This is a genomic window from Xanthobacter dioxanivorans, from assembly GCF_016807805.1.
In the GTDB taxonomy this organism is placed as follows: domain Bacteria; phylum Pseudomonadota; class Alphaproteobacteria; order Rhizobiales; family Xanthobacteraceae; genus Xanthobacter; species Xanthobacter dioxanivorans.
In genome coordinates this window covers 1,342,843-1,355,315 of sequence record NZ_CP063362.1, presented here as the reverse complement: position 1 = coordinate 1,355,315, position 12,473 = coordinate 1,342,843, and the positions used below count along the sequence as shown (strand labels likewise).

Genomic DNA, 12,473 nt, shown 5'->3' with positions numbered 1-12,473 from the left:
CTCAATGCACCGTGCAGACCATGCAAGGATCGAAGGAGCGCACGATGTGCTGCACGCTCACCGGCGTGGTCTCTCCCTGTCGGATCGGCGCGCCCACGAGGGCGGTTTCCAGCGGTCCGGGCTGGCCTCCGGCATCGCGGGGCGAGAAGTTCCAGGTGGTGGGGGCGATGATCTGGTAGCGGGCGATGCGGCCCTTCTCCACCACCATCCAGTGGCCGAGCGCGCCGCGCGCGGCTTCGGTCAGCCCGAAGGCGCGGCCGGCATGGGGCATCGTGCCCTGGGCGCACCAAGGCGCGCCGGGTTCCAGCTCCCGCACCCAGCCTTCCATGGCCACGAGGGTGCGCGCCGTCTCCACCAGCCGGCCGACGACCCGCGAGCGCACATTGGCGCCTTCCGCCGTGGCAAGGTCGCGGGCGAGGGGATGGCCCGCCACCACCTGCCGGGCGAAGGCGCCGGTCTCGAAGGTGAGGCCGGACAGCCGCGGCGCCTTGCACCAGGTGTAGCCGGTCTCGTCCGCCGCATCGGGGAAGGTCGAGCCCTCGAACGGGGCGTGGGGACCCTCCCGGCCTTCCATGCGGGCGAAGGTGTGGTCCTCGGCGATGGCGGCGGGATCGAGCGCGCCGTCCCGTCCCCCGGCGAAGGTGCCAGGGGCATAGAGCCGTCCGTCCGCCTGCGGATAGGCACCGTAGGACAGGAACCGGTCGTGGGCGCGGCCGAGGGTGACCAAATCGAGATCGGCGGCGATCTCCAGGAACAGGCGGAAATCGCCATCCGGCCCGGCTCGACGCCACGCATCGAGGTCGGCGGCGGCGGACAGCTCCGCCACCTGCTCCAGCGGCGCGCCGTAAAGGCGTTCCTCCAGGTCCGCCCGCACGGCGCCGAGGGTGGCGAGAAGACGCATCTGGTCCCGCGCGTCCGCCCCTTTCGCCACCCCGCCGGGCTGGAGTGCCAGCGTATGCGGCCAGCGGCCCGCGAGCAGGCCCAGCACATGGAGCAGCGTCGTCCGCGTCGCCAGCGCCCGGCGCACGCTCTCCCCCTGCGCCGCCTTGAAGCGCCGGGCGGCGGTGGCGAACCACGGCCGGTCCTCATAGATGGCGCGGGCGAAGTCGGGCATGAAGAAGACGTGGAAGTGGGTGAGGTGGTCGGCCACGTTCTCGGTGGCGAGGATCAGGTTGGTGGCGACACGGCCATTGTCCGTCGGTGCGATGCCCTGGAGCGCCGCCAGCGCCACCGCCGCCGCATGGGACTGGGACACCGAGCAGATGCCGCAGATGCGCGGGGCGATGACGAGGGCGTCGCGCGGGTCGCGCCCTTCCAGGATGCGCTCGAAGCCGCGGAAGAGGGGCGAGGAGACGAACGCCTCCCGCACCGCTCCGTCGGCCACGTCGAGGCGGACCTCAAGATCGCCTTCCACCCGGTTGAACGGGCCGACGACGAGGCGCGTGGGGCCTTGGCTCATCGTTTCCGGATGTCCCGGACGGCCGGCGGCGTCAGAACGTGGTCGGAGGTGGCGTTGCGCCTGAGGCGTTCCGGCGTCGCCGCCTTGGCGAGGGAGGAGAGGGCGATGAACCAGGCCTTGGGCATGTCCGTGGGCAGGCCCACCGGGATGCCGCCGATCTTCGGCGTGTCCAGGAAGGCATGGCCCGGCTCCTCGAATTCCGGCGCGGTACAGTTGATGCAGGCGTGGCCGCCACGGGTGCAGGACCCCTCGCCGTTCCACAGGCGGGTGTTGCAGTCGCCATGGGCCTGGGTGCCGAGGCAGCCCAGATGCTCCATCATGCAGCCGAGGTCGCTCATTTTCTCGGCACTTGCCTTGTACTCGTAATATTCGTTGCGCGGGCAGCCGTGATGAACGAGGTGGTCGGCGTAGAAGCGCGGGCGGGCGTAGATGTCCAGGTCGTCGGCGTGGATCAGCCCGGCGGCGAGTAGCATCAGCGTCTCGGTCACCCAGTTGGGATGGGTGGGGCAGCCGGCGATATTGATCACCGGCAGGCCGGAGCGGGAGCGGAAGGCGGTCCCCAGCGCGCCGCCGGGACGGCGCCCGTCATATTGCAGGCCGCAGGCGTCGGCCGGATTGACGCCGGCGGCGGTCACGCCGCCATAGGCGGCGCAGGTCCCCACCGCCACCACGTGCTCGGCCACGGCCGCCAGCCGCCGCACCCATTCGATGGTGGCGACGTTGGTGCCGGCCAGCATGTGGAACCGCCCGGTGCCGTTGGGGCCGCGCAGCAGGGCGCCCTCCACGCACAGGGCGTCGAGGGGCGCCTCGCCCGACAGCACGGCATCGAACAGGGCGAGCGCCTCTGCGCCGGTCTCCTCCGAGAGGGTCGGGTGCCAGAGGAAGCGGATGTTGGCGCTGGCGAGGGTCGCCGACAGGTCCGGCGCCTCGGCGCAGAGCAGCGACATGGTGCAGCCGCCGCACCCGCCCGATTGCAGCCAGAGCACGGTGAAGGGACGGCGGGGCGGAACCGGCCCCGGTCTCGCGCTCATGGCCGGCTCTCCGGCAGGACGAGGGCGACCACCGCCCCGCCGTCCGGATGGTTCGCGGCCTCCAGCCGGCCTTCGTGCTCCTCGGCGATGCGGTAGCAGATGGACAGGCCCAGCCCGGTGCCCTTGCCCACCGGCTTGGTGGTGAAGAAGGGATCGAAGACACGCCCGATGATCTCCTCGGGAATGCCCGGCCCGGTGTCGCGCACCCGCACCACCACCTGTCCGCCCTTCTGCCCGCCCCCCGGTGCGGCGACGCGGGCGCCGGTGATCTCGAGCCGACGGTCGGGCCGGCCCTCCATGGCGTCCACGGCGTTCTGCACGAGGTTCATCATGACCTGGTGGATGTGGCCGGGATGACCCACGACCTCCAGCCCCTCCGGCACGCTGACATGGATGGAGAGATCGGGCATCTGCGATTTCGCCACCCAGTCCACCGCCGAGCGCACCACCGAGGCCATGTCGAACACCTCGCGCGCCTCGCGCCGGTCGGAGGAGAAGCGGCGCAGGTCCGCCACGATGTCGCGCACCCGCTCGGCGCCTTCCAGCATGCCGGCAAGGGTGGCGGGGATGTCGGCGAGCGCCCGGTCCACGCGCAACTCGCCCCGCACCTTGGCGAGGCTTGCGGGATCGGCGCCGGCATGCACCGCGTCGAGATAGGCAATGAGCCGCTCGGCATAGCGCTTCAGCGCGTGGGCATTGCCGTAGACGAAGGAGATGGGGTTGTTGAGCTCGTGGGCGACGCCCGCCACCAGCCGGCCGAGGGAGGCCATCTTCTCGGCATGCACGAGCTGCTGCTGGGTGCGCTTGAGGTGCTCGTGGGCCTGCGCGAGCTCGTGATAGGCGGCGCGCAGCTCGCCGATGGGCCGGCCCACCAGCACGATGCCCACCGCCCGTCCGCGCGGGTCGAAGCGCAGCGCGCCGTTGACGGACACCGCGAGCGGCCCATCCGGCGTCGCCAGCGCGAATTCCCGGTCGGCGATGCGCTGGCGTCGGGCCACGGTGGACAGGACGTCGGCGGCGCCGGTGGGGGAGGCGGCATCAAGGAGTTCGGCGAGGGGGCGGCCGAGGAGGGCGTCGGCGCGCTGGCCGAAGGCGCGCTCGGCGGCGAGGTTCACCTGCTCCACCCGGCCGGAGAGGTCGCAGGCGACCAGCACGTCGGTCATGGAGCCGAGCAGGCCGGCGATGAAACCCTGGGCCTCCTCCAGCGCGGCGTTCTTCTCCTCCAGCTCCACCTGCTGGCGGACGAGCTCGGCATAGGTCTCGTCCATCTTGCGGATGACGGCGATCCACGCCTCCTCCGCGTCCACCGCGCCGAATTCCGTCCCGGCCCCGGCGAAGGCGAGGGGCGTGTCGGTGAGAAAGTCCTTGCCCTCGGGGAGGGGCATGCGGCGGTCCTGGGCACGAGGCGGCGAAAAGAGAAGGTTAATCCCGCCCGTCCCCGGGCGCAACGCCCGAGGTGTCCGGCGGCGCCCAGGTGGTGTTCCGTTGACGTCCAGGCCGCGTCAGCGCGACTCGATCCCGTCCCGCAGGGCGCGCAGGCGGTCGTAGAGGTCGGGGAAGTCGTCCTGCCTGGTGATGCCCACCATCTGGAGGAAGGCAGTCGGTCCGAAGCGGAGCCACAGCACCACCTTGATGGGGGTGCCGGTCTTCGCGTCCTTGCCGGTGGCCATGACCTCGAAGCCCGTCTGGCCGGAGATGCGCAGCGGCTCGGCCCGCTCGAGCCGCAGCTCCCGCACCCCGGGCAGGCCGGACATGAGGCGCACGGCGAAGTCGCGGCGATCGCCTTCGCGCGGGGACGGCGCGCCGATGGACACCACGAAGACCGGCTGCTCGGCGCCCTCGATGGCATTCTTTGGTCCGTCGGTGAGGAACACCACCGTGCCTCCCGCGGTGGCCACCGGGCGGAAGCCAGCCAGGTCGGTGAGGGCGAAGGGGAGCGCCGCCATCTGCTCGGTCACCGAGCGGATGGACAATGTGGCGAAGGCGGCCTTGACCACGGCGGACGGGTAGGCCTCGCTCTCGGAGTCCGGCGCCTGGAAGGTCAGGAAGGCCGTCACGGTCTCGTTGCCGGCCAGCAGCACCCATTTGCGCACCGTCACCAGACCGGCGGACTGGGTCGCCTCGTAGAGCATCGCCCGGGCGCCGGCGAGGGGGAACGGCTCCTGCTTCAGCAGGGTCACCCCCTTGGCCGCGAGGGCCTGCTCGCTCATGCCGGCCTCGATCTGCCCGAAGGCGTCCGGCGGCAGGTCGCGAATGATGAGGGAGGCGTTGCGGGCGCGGTCCTCGAAGCCGGGGAAGGCCTGGCTCTCCGTCATCCCCGCCGGCGGCACGAGGCCGATGACGGAGCCGCGCGGGAAGATCACGCCGGCGGTCATGGCCATGGCGGGAACCAGCAGAGCCAGCGCCAGCGCGACGGCGAGGGGGACGGCGGCAAGAGGACGGCGCATGAACGGCTCCGGCACGGACAATCGCCCCGTTTCGGGCGGCAATCCGGCATTTAGGTGGGGATCGCGAGCGGGGCAAGCGGCGGGAGCACGCGCCTGGAGCACGTATTCCTGAGCTGCCTCGCCATCCGACCGGCGCGTGATCCACCCGATCGGGTTGATACAGCGGGATCTGGTCCGGGACTAGGCGGTGGTGACCCGACGCAATGTGAGGTTGAAACGTCCGCCTTCGGGCAGCAGCGTGGAGGTCCCCGCCAGGATGCGGTCGATGCCGTGAAAGGCAAGGCGGCTCGGCCCCGAGAGCAGGAAAATGTCACCGGAGGCGAGGCGCAGGGAGCGGGTGGGACCGCTCCGCTCCTCGCCTCCGATGCGAAACAGGGCGGTGTCGCCGAGGGAGACCGACAGAACCGGCGCGGTGAAGTCCGCCTCGTCCCGGTCCTGGTGCAGGCTCATGCGCGCATCGGGCCCATAATAATTGATGAGGCAGGCCTCGGGCGGCGCGGGAAAGCCCGAATACCGTTCCCACAACGCCAGGAGGGCCGCCGGCAGGGGCGGCCACGGCCGGCGCGTGTCCGGATGGAAGGTCTGATAGCGGTATCCGGAGGCGTCGGACACCCAGCCGAGGGGACCGCAATTGCTCATGCGCACCGAAAAGGGCTTGGCGGTGCGGGGCATGGCGGGCGTGAAAAGCGGCGCCTCGGCGAGGACGGCGCGGATATCGGCGACGAGCGCTGCTTGCGCCTGCCGGTCGAGCGCCTCCCGAAACCACAGCGCGCCGGCGGCGACGTCGAGGGCACCCGAAGATGCCGTCATGCCCGGGAAGACCGCAATCCGGCAATTTGAAGAAGACGCCGGAGCGCCATGGCGGCTTTCCCTTGGCTGGAGCCGGGCTTTAATACGATAGTAACTATATATTACAGCGCTGATTTTGGCAAAATAGGAACAAATTGGCCCATGACGATGTCTTCCCGGGATGCTGGGGATGGGAAGAGGAGTTGTCATGAGAAACCGTCTTGTCCTCGGTGTCGGCGCCGCGGCCCTTCTGGCTGGCGCGTCCGGCGCGGCAGCGCAGTCCACGGTGGCGGTGCCGGGAGGTTACGTAACCTTCACCCCGGCCCAGCGCACCTACATGGAAACCTATGTGCTGCGTCATCCGGTACCACCAGCACCGGTCCCCGGCGGCTTCGTCGCGGCCATCGGGGAGGTCGTGCCGCAAGGCGTCGAGCTGCGGCGATTCGCGGTGGCGCCCGGCGAGGTGCAGCCGGGCTACGGCCCGCAAATCTACGGCCCGCAAATCTACGGCCCGCAAGGCTACGACCAGCAGGTGTACGACCAGCAAGGCTACGACCCGCGGGGATTCGACCAGGCCGATTATGACGCGCCCGCCGCCCCCGGCCCGGCTTACGGGGAGGGGTACGGCGTCTCGGGCTACCGCTACGTCGTGATGCCCGGCAACGAGACGGCGGTGGTGGAGCCCCGCAGCCGGCGGATCATCCTCATCATTGAATGACGCCGGGAGGACCGGTCCGGGGCGGCCCGCTCTGCCGCTCCGGAGCCGGTGGCCGCCGGCCGCCGTCTCCGGCATAGTGCCGCCCGCCGCGGCCCGCCGCGTCAACGGAGGAGACCTTATGGCCCCGCACGGGAAGTTCTACTGGAACGAGCTGATGACCGACGACGTGGAGCGGGCGAAGGCGTTCTACGGCGCCACCTTGGGCTGGACCTTCGACGCCATGCCCATGGAGGGCGAGCGGACCTATTATGTGGCCATGCTGGGCGAGGAAGCGGTGGCCGGGATGATGGACAAGACCGACCTTCTGCCGCCCACCGTGCCGCCGCACTGGTTCAGCTACATCAACGTGGACAAGCTGGACGCCCGGCTCAAGTTGCTGGAGGAGAATGGCGGGCATGTCATCCGCGCGCCGTTCGAGGTGCCGGGCATCGGCTGGATCGCCATCGTCGCCGACCCGACCGGCGCGCCCATGGGCTGGATGACCGCCGCCGATTGATTGCCGGCGGATACATCGTATCGGCGCTGGTCCTCGCGAAGGCGTGAAAAAGCGCCGCCCCGCCTGCCGGAACGCCTTGCGGGGCCAGAACACCCCCCTATATGCGCCTCGATCGTCGTTTTCGCGACGAACCCCAATTTACGTTCAGGGGGCCGGCGGATCGGCTGCGGGAGGGGCCTGCGGTCATCCCCCGCGGGTGCCGAAAGGGCCCGGTCGGCCTGCCGGCAAGGAGAAAACCATATGGCCAAGATCATCGGTATCGACCTCGGCACCACCAATTCCTGCGTTGCGGTGATGGAGGGGTCTGCCCCGAAAGTCATCGAGAATGCCGAAGGCGCGCGCACCACGCCTTCCATCGTCGCTTTCACGGAGGACGGCGAGCGTCTCGTCGGCCAGCCTGCCAAGCGGCAGAGCGTCACCAATCCCGAGCGCACCTTCTTTGCGGTCAAGCGCCTGATCGGCCGCCGCTACGACGATCCCACCGTCGAGAAGGACAAGCACCTCGTCCCCTACTCCATCGTGCGCGCCGACAATGGCGACGCCTGGGTGGAAGCGGACGGCAAGAAGTATTCCCCCTCGCAGATCTCCGCCTTCATCCTGCAGAAGATGAAGGAGACGGCCGAGTCGTTCCTGGGCGAGAAGGTGGAGAAGGCGGTCATCACCGTCCCCGCTTATTTCAACGACGCCCAGCGCCAGGCCACCAAGGACGCCGGCAAGATCGCCGGCCTCGAGGTGCTGCGCATCATCAACGAGCCCACCGCCGCGGCGCTCGCCTACGGCCTCGACAAGAAGTCGGCCGGCACCATTGCGGTCTATGACCTCGGCGGCGGCACCTTCGATGTGTCGGTGCTGGAGATCGGCGACGGCGTGTTCGAGGTGAAGTCCACCAACGGCGACACCTTCCTCGGCGGCGAAGACTTCGACATGCGGCTCGTGGGCTACCTCGCCGACGAGTTCAAGAAGGAGCAGGGCATCGACCTGCGCAACGACAAGCTGGCCCTCCAGCGGCTGAAGGAAGCCGCCGAGAAGGCGAAGATCGAGCTGTCGTCCGCGACCCAGACCGAGATCAACCTGCCCTTCATCACGGCGGATGCCTCCGGTCCCAAGCACCTGACCATGAAGCTCACCCGCGCCAAGTTCGAGGCGCTGGTGGACGACCTGATCCAGCGGACGGTCGAGCCCTGCCGGCTGGCGCTGAAGGATGCCGGCCTCACCGCCGGGCAGATCGACGAGGTGGTCCTCGTCGGTGGCATGACCCGCATGCCCAAGGTGCAGGAAGTGGTGAAGCAGTTCTTCGGCAAGGAGCCCCATAAGGGCGTCAATCCGGACGAGGTGGTCGCCATCGGCGCCGCCATCCAGGCGGGCGTGCTCCAGGGCGACGTGAAGGACGTGCTGCTGCTCGACGTGACCCCGTTGTCGCTGGGCATTGAGACGCTGGGCGGCGTGTTCACCCGCCTCATCGACCGCAACACCACCATCCCGACCAAGAAGGGCCAGGTGTTCTCCACCGCCGAGGATGGACAGACCGCGGTGACCATCCGCGTCTTCCAGGGCGAGCGCGAGATGGCGGCGGACAACAAGATGCTCGGCCAGTTCGACCTCATGGGCATCCCGCCCGCGCCCCGCGGCGTGCCGCAGGTGGAGGTGACCTTCGACATCGACGCCAACGGCATCGTCAACGTCTCGGCCAAGGACAAGGGCACCGGCAAGGAGCAGCAGATCCGCATCCAGGCGTCCGGCGGTCTCAACGAGGTCGACATCGAGAAGATGGTGAAGGACGCCGAGGCCCACGCGGCCGAGGACAAGAAGCGCAAGGCCCTGGCGGAAGCCAAGAACCACGCGGAAGCCCTCATCCACTCCACCGAGAAGGCGGTCGCCGAGCACGGCGACAAGGTCGGCGCGGCGGAGAAGGGGGCCATCGAGGCGGCTCTCGCCGATCTCAAGTCCACGCTGGAGAGCGGCGACGCCGAAGCGATCACGGCCAAGACCAACACCCTGGCCCAGGCCTCCCTCAAGCTCGGCGAGGCCATGTATGCGGCCCAGCAGGGCGGCGAGGCCGGTGCCTCCAAGCCGGCGGACGACGTGGTGGACGCCGAGTTCACCGAGGTCGACGACGACAAGAAGAAGTCGGCCTGATCCCTTCGCCTCAGGCGAATGTCAGGGCAATATGATGCCTGTCCCGGCTCCGGCCGGGACAGGCATCGCATCGGGGCGTGATGGATGAAGGCCGCAGCGAAGGTCGTTCTGGGCGCCGCATCGGGCGCCCTTCTCGTTTCATCGGCGGGCGCTGACCAGCCGAAACGCCTGACCGCCCAGTCGTTTTACGACCGGGCTGTCGTGGTGGAGATGGTTCTCATCGACGCGATCCGGAGCAACAAGCCGCGCCGTCTCCTGACGCTGTATGACGCGCTCCTTGACGAGTACGATGTCACGTGGGGTCGGGCGGCAGAAGCAGATGGGCGCGTGTGTGCCCGGTTGATTTCGGCGCTGGCCGTGGTCGCGGCGACCGTCCACGATCACGTCGAACAGCGGACCGAGCCGTCAAGTATGGCCAACAGCGCCTGGGTGAATTATCGGCGGGATTTGGCGCAGTGCGAAAAGCAGCCGGGCGTGGTGGTCTTTGACCGGAAGCTGCCGGAGAAATTGAGTGAGGTCTTCTGAGGCCATGGCCAAGCGCGATTATTACGAAACCCTCGGCTGCGACCGCGGCGCCGACGAGACGGTGCTGAAGGCCTCCTACCGCAAACTTGCGATGAAATGGCATCCGGACCGCAACCAGGGGGATGCGGAAGCCGAGGTCATGTTCAAGGAGGTCAACGAGGCCTACGAGGTCCTGAAAGACCCCCAGAAGCGTGCCGCCTATGACCGCTTCGGCCATGCCGCCTTCGAGAATGGCGGCGGGGGTGGCCCCGGCTTCGGCAATGATTTCGCCTCCTCCTTCGCCGACATCTTCGATGACCTGTTCGGCGGGAGCATGGGCCGCGGGCGCGGCGGCGGGCAGCAGCGCGGGCGCGGGGCGGACCTGCGCTACAATATGGAAATCACGCTGGAGGAAGCCTTCGTCGGCAAGACGGCGCAGATCAAGATCCCCACCTCCATCACCTGCGAGGCCTGCACCGGCACCGGCGCCAAGCCCGGCACCCAGCCGAAGGCCTGCCGCACCTGCGGCGGGGCGGGCAAGATCCGCCATGCCCAGGGCTTCTTCACGCTGGAACGCACCTGCCCCACCTGCCAGGGGCGCGGGTCGGTCATCGAGGACCCCTGCGGCGCCTGCGGCGGCGCCGGGCGGGTGACGCGCGAGCGCGCCTTGTCGGTGCAGATCCCCGCCGGCGTCGAGGACGGCACGCGCATCCGCCTCGGCGGCGAAGGCGAGGCCGGTGTGCGCGGCGGGCCGGCCGGCGACCTCTACATCTTCCTCTCCATCGAGCCCCACGCCTTTTTCCAGCGGGAGGGGGCCGATCTCTACTGCCGCGTGCCCATTTCCATGGTGACGGCGGCGCTGGGCGGCGCGGTGGAGGTGCCGACCATCGACGGCGACAAGACCAAGGTGAAGATCCCCGAGGGCACCCAGTCGCAGAAGCGGTTCCGCCTCTCCGGCAAGGGCATGCCGGTCCTGCGCACCCGCAACCACGGCGACATGTATGTGCAGGTGGTGGTGGAGACGCCGCAGAAGCTCACCAAGCGGCAGAAGGAACTGCTCGCCGAGTTCGATAAGGAAAGCTCCGGCGAGACCCACCCGGAATCGGCCGGCTTCTTCGCCAAGGTGAAGGAGTTCTTCCAGGGAGCCTCGGGCGAGGGGGCCTGATCCCCGCCGCTTCCGCAGGGATCAGGCGGCCTTTCGGGCGCATGTTTCCATTTCCGCCGCCAGTGCGCGGGCGATGCCCGCGTCATAGGGGGTCTTCGCCAGGGGGCCGAGCAGCCCCGTGAGGGCGCCGTCGTCGAAGACGACCGGCGTCGTCAGCAGGTAGTGCATCTCCACCAGTTCGCGCATCACCGGATCGAACAGGCCGGCGAGCCGCAGCATGGCCCGGTTCGCCACCAGCAGGCGGGGCTTGGCCTTGGCCATCGCGAAGGCGCGCTCCGCCACGTCCCGCACCGTGATCGTGCCGGCCCCGCCGAGATTGAAGGTGCGGCCGAAGGCGTCGTCGCACCCGATCAGGTCCCGCACCACCGGCCCCACGTCCGGGACGAAGATGAATTCGTGTGGCGTGTCGATGGGCCCCACCACCCTGGCCCGCCGCCCCTGCGCCGCCGCGGCGAAGATGTCGGAAAGGAAGCTGCGCTCCACGCCGGGCCCGTAGAAATCGGGCAGGCGCAGGATCGAGGCGCGGATCGTCCCCGCCGCGTCCGCCGCCATCAGGATGTCCTCCTGCGCCTTGCGCAACTGGCCCTTGCGGGTGTGCGGCGTGCGCGGGTGGGTCTCGTCGACCCGCGCCGCCTGCGGCCGGCCGAACGGATAGGCGGTGCCGATGAGGAGCAGGCGGGAGACCCCTTCCGCCGCCGCGGCCTCGATGGTCCGCCGCATAAGGACGGGGTGCAGGTGGAAGGCGTCGTAGGGCACGCCCACCATGGTGACGAGGGTGTCGAGGCCGTGGAAGGCGGCGCGCATGCCGGCTGCGGTGTCCGGCTCCCAGGCGCGGCGCACGGCCAGGGGCTGCGTCCCGAAGGCTGCGGCAAGTCCGCTTTCCGAACGGCCGATGGCGGCGAAGGGCGTGGCGGCGGCGGCCAGGGCGGCGGCGATGCTGGCACCGACCGGGCCGGTGGCGCCGACGAGGCCGATGCGCGGCGCGAGGGCGGCGGGGGTGGGTTGCAGGCGGCGGGCGGAAGGCATTAGAGTTCTCCTGAACGATGTTCACTGAACATAGTTCATAAACTGAACGTCGTTCATGTCAACTCCGTTCGAGGAGGTCCTGTGCCATCGTCCGCCGCGCCGCGTGCCCGAAGAAGGGAGGACGCCCGCGCCCGCATCCTCGCCGAAGCCCGGCGCATCGTGCTGGAGCAGGGCTTCGAGGCCCTCACCATGCGCCGCATCGCCGAGGCCGCCGGGTATTCCGCGGCCGCCCTCTACCTGCATTTCGAGAATCGCGAGGCGATCGCCCGCGCGCTCGGGGAGGAGGGGATGCGCGCCCTGCTTTCGACCCTGTCGCTGGCGGGCCAGATCCCGGACCCGCTGGCGCGCCTGACCGCGCTGGCCCTCGCCTATGTCGCCTTCGCCCGCGACGAGCCGGAAACCTACCGGCTGATTTTCATGGAGCCGGGTTTCGCCGCCAGTGCGCTCGGCGGCAAGGATGCCGCGGGGGCTGCGGCATTTGCGCTGATCGCCGGCGTGTTCCAGGACCTGGCCGCGGCCGGTCGATTGAGGCCCGGCAAGGCGCCGGACGCCCTTGCGCTCACCTTCTGGATCCTGCTGCACGGGACCGCTAGCCTCAAGCTCACCTGCTCCGCCTTTCTTTCGCCACCTGAGGAAGAACTTCTCGCCTCCGCCCTCGACAGCCTCCTGCTTGGTGTGCTCGCCGGGCCGCACGAATCTTGA

General features: G+C 69.5%; 12 protein-coding genes. 6 read left to right on the top strand and 6 right to left on the bottom strand.

The features are described 5' to 3' along the window. Nucleotide 1 precedes the first annotated feature (1 nt). The 5 genes from EZH22_RS06525 to EZH22_RS06505 form a co-directional block, all read right to left on the bottom strand. Nucleotides 2-1,459 (bottom strand): nickel-dependent hydrogenase large subunit, encoded by a 1,458-nt coding sequence (locus tag EZH22_RS06525; protein WP_203194912.1) that lies wholly within the window; start codon nucleotides 1,457-1,459, stop codon nucleotides 2-4. Further along, complete coding sequence (locus EZH22_RS06520; protein ID WP_203194911.1) at nucleotides 1,456-2,490, bottom strand: NADH-quinone oxidoreductase subunit B family protein; 1,035 nt, start codon at nucleotides 2,488-2,490, stop codon at nucleotides 1,456-1,458. Before EZH22_RS06520 ends, EZH22_RS06525 begins: the two co-directional genes overlap by 4 nt. Then, complete coding sequence (locus EZH22_RS06515; RefSeq protein ID WP_203194910.1) at nucleotides 2,487-3,875, bottom strand: sensor histidine kinase; 1,389 nt, start codon at nucleotides 3,873-3,875, stop codon at nucleotides 2,487-2,489. The genes EZH22_RS06520 and EZH22_RS06515 overlap by 4 nt, the downstream gene beginning before the upstream one ends. Nucleotides 3,876-3,992: 117 nt before the next feature. Continuing rightward, the gene (locus tag EZH22_RS06510) at nucleotides 3,993-4,937 is read right to left on the bottom strand and encodes a hypothetical protein (RefSeq protein WP_203194909.1); all 945 of its coding nucleotides are present in this window, start codon (nucleotides 4,935-4,937) and stop codon (nucleotides 3,993-3,995) included. 180 nt (nucleotides 4,938-5,117) lie between these two features. Next, nucleotides 5,118-5,747: an alpha-ketoglutarate-dependent dioxygenase AlkB family protein gene (locus tag EZH22_RS06505; protein WP_203194908.1), complete on the bottom strand. Its 630-nt coding sequence runs from the start codon at nucleotides 5,745-5,747 to the stop codon at nucleotides 5,118-5,120. A gap of 187 nt (nucleotides 5,748-5,934) precedes the next feature. Between EZH22_RS06505 and EZH22_RS06500 the strand changes: the two genes are divergently transcribed. The 5 genes from EZH22_RS06500 to dnaJ all read left to right on the top strand — a co-directional run bounded on the left by EZH22_RS06500 (nucleotide 5,935) and on the right by dnaJ (nucleotide 10,745). Next, nucleotides 5,935-6,444, top strand: coding sequence for a hypothetical protein (locus EZH22_RS06500; protein ID WP_203194907.1), 510 nt, complete (start codon nucleotides 5,935-5,937; stop codon nucleotides 6,442-6,444). Nucleotides 6,445-6,562: 118 nt separating this feature from the next. After that, nucleotides 6,563-6,940, top strand: a complete 378-nt coding sequence (locus tag EZH22_RS06495) for a VOC family protein (protein WP_203194906.1) — start codon at nucleotides 6,563-6,565, stop codon at nucleotides 6,938-6,940. Nucleotides 6,941-7,180: 240 nt separating this feature from the next. Further along, entirely contained in the window at nucleotides 7,181-9,076 is a 1,896-nt protein-coding gene (gene dnaK / locus EZH22_RS06490) for a molecular chaperone DnaK (RefSeq protein ID WP_203194905.1), read from the top strand. Nucleotides 9,077-9,160: 84 nt separating this feature from the next. Beyond that, nucleotides 9,161-9,601: a hypothetical protein gene (locus tag EZH22_RS06485; protein ID WP_203194904.1), complete on the top strand. Its 441-nt coding sequence runs from the start codon at nucleotides 9,161-9,163 to the stop codon at nucleotides 9,599-9,601. Nucleotides 9,602-9,605: 4 nt separating this feature from the next. Then, on the top strand, nucleotides 9,606-10,745 hold the full coding sequence (gene dnaJ, locus EZH22_RS06480; protein ID WP_203196414.1) for a molecular chaperone DnaJ: 1,140 nt from the start codon (nucleotides 9,606-9,608) through the stop codon (nucleotides 10,743-10,745). A 21-nt stretch (nucleotides 10,746-10,766) separates the two neighbouring features. Here dnaJ and EZH22_RS06475 read toward each other — a convergent pair whose 3' ends face one another. After that, nucleotides 10,767-11,771, bottom strand: a complete 1,005-nt coding sequence (locus EZH22_RS06475) for an NAD-dependent epimerase/dehydratase family protein (protein WP_203194903.1) — start codon at nucleotides 11,769-11,771, stop codon at nucleotides 10,767-10,769. Between the two features lie 81 nt (nucleotides 11,772-11,852). Here EZH22_RS06475 and EZH22_RS06470 point away from each other — a divergent pair, with 81 nt between their 5' ends. After that, nucleotides 11,853-12,473 (top strand): TetR/AcrR family transcriptional regulator, encoded by a 621-nt coding sequence (locus EZH22_RS06470; protein WP_203194902.1) that lies wholly within the window; start codon nucleotides 11,853-11,855, stop codon nucleotides 12,471-12,473.

Bases quoted from the DNA above. Each gene is read 5' to 3' on its own strand.
- EZH22_RS06525 (WP_203194912.1), bottom strand. From the start codon at position 1,459: ATGAGCCAAGGCCCCACGCGCCTCGTCGTCGGCCCGTTCAACCGGGTG.
- EZH22_RS06520 (WP_203194911.1), bottom strand. From the start codon at position 2,490: ATGAGCGCGAGACCGGGGCCGGTTCCGCCCCGCCGTCCCTTCACCGTG.
- EZH22_RS06515 (WP_203194910.1), bottom strand. From the start codon at position 3,875: ATGCCCCTCCCCGAGGGCAAGGACTTTCTCACCGACACGCCCCTCGCC.
- EZH22_RS06510 (WP_203194909.1), bottom strand. From the start codon at position 4,937: ATGCGCCGTCCTCTTGCCGCCGTCCCCCTCGCCGTCGCGCTGGCGCTG.
- EZH22_RS06505 (WP_203194908.1), bottom strand. From the start codon at position 5,747: ATGACGGCATCTTCGGGTGCCCTCGACGTCGCCGCCGGCGCGCTGTGG.
- EZH22_RS06500 (WP_203194907.1), top strand. From the start codon at position 5,935: ATGAGAAACCGTCTTGTCCTCGGTGTCGGCGCCGCGGCCCTTCTGGCT.
- EZH22_RS06495 (WP_203194906.1), top strand. From the start codon at position 6,563: ATGGCCCCGCACGGGAAGTTCTACTGGAACGAGCTGATGACCGACGAC.
- dnaK (WP_203194905.1), top strand. From the start codon at position 7,181: ATGGCCAAGATCATCGGTATCGACCTCGGCACCACCAATTCCTGCGTT.
- EZH22_RS06485 (WP_203194904.1), top strand. From the start codon at position 9,161: ATGAAGGCCGCAGCGAAGGTCGTTCTGGGCGCCGCATCGGGCGCCCTT.
- dnaJ (WP_203196414.1), top strand. From the start codon at position 9,606: ATGGCCAAGCGCGATTATTACGAAACCCTCGGCTGCGACCGCGGCGCC.
- EZH22_RS06475 (WP_203194903.1), bottom strand. From the start codon at position 11,771: ATGCCTTCCGCCCGCCGCCTGCAACCCACCCCCGCCGCCCTCGCGCCG.